Here is a 706-nt window from a genome sequence, read left to right as displayed (position 1 = left end):
GGGATCCCGGTGCAGATACGATGGCTCAAGGCCGTGCGGGCCCCTCTTGACGTCACAATCATGATCGTCTCGCACGGCCGTTTGCATGCTCAGACCGGGGTCTCAGCTACCGCGCACGACGTCGTTAAGCAGTTGCGCGGCGAGCACCCGCCCCTTCCTAAGAGAGCCCGGATGGCTCGTGAGATTGAGGTTGGCCGCCTCCTGAGCGATCACCCGAACGCGATGCCGGTCTGGGACTCCGGTTCCGAGGGCGGCAAGTGGTTCGTCATGCCCAAGGCGCAGGCCGTCGCAACGGAATGCCTTGACGACCTCAGAGATCCGGCCGCACTGCGGGATCTGGTGGAGAGCCTGTGCTCGGCATTGGCCGCTGCACATGGCATCCAGGCACCAGGCTCCCCCCACGGGTGGGTGCACCGGGACATCAAGCCGTCCAACGTGCTCCGGCTTGACGGTCGATGGGTTCTGGCCGACTGAGATCGTTTCATCCTGAAGTTGCTGGTCGGGGGGCTGGTGTGGTGGCGGTGGGGTGTACTCGTGCTGGCAGTGCCGCATGATCGTCGGTCTTGATCATCCGTCAGTGGTCGTTGGGCGCTGTCTGTTTTGTATGCGCGCCGAGCACGGGCGCGGCTACCATCCGTGACAGTGGAGTCACTCGTGTAGCAGGGGGATCGGTGGAGCCGATACTGGAGCGGATCAATGCGCGCCG

The 706-nt window shown here is 64.3% G+C and carries 1 pseudogene; it reads left to right on the top strand.

The annotated features are described in order from the left end of the window. Positions 1-474 (top strand): annotated as a pseudogene (locus FCI23_RS55985) (hypothetical protein); the annotation flags it as partial. Between the last annotated feature and the right edge of the window lie 232 nt (positions 475-706).

Source organism: Actinacidiphila oryziradicis, assembly GCF_005047355.1.
GTDB lineage: Bacteria > Actinomycetota > Actinomycetes > Streptomycetales > Streptomycetaceae > Actinacidiphila > Actinacidiphila oryziradicis.
This window is presented reverse-complemented; position numbering and strand designations above follow the sequence as displayed.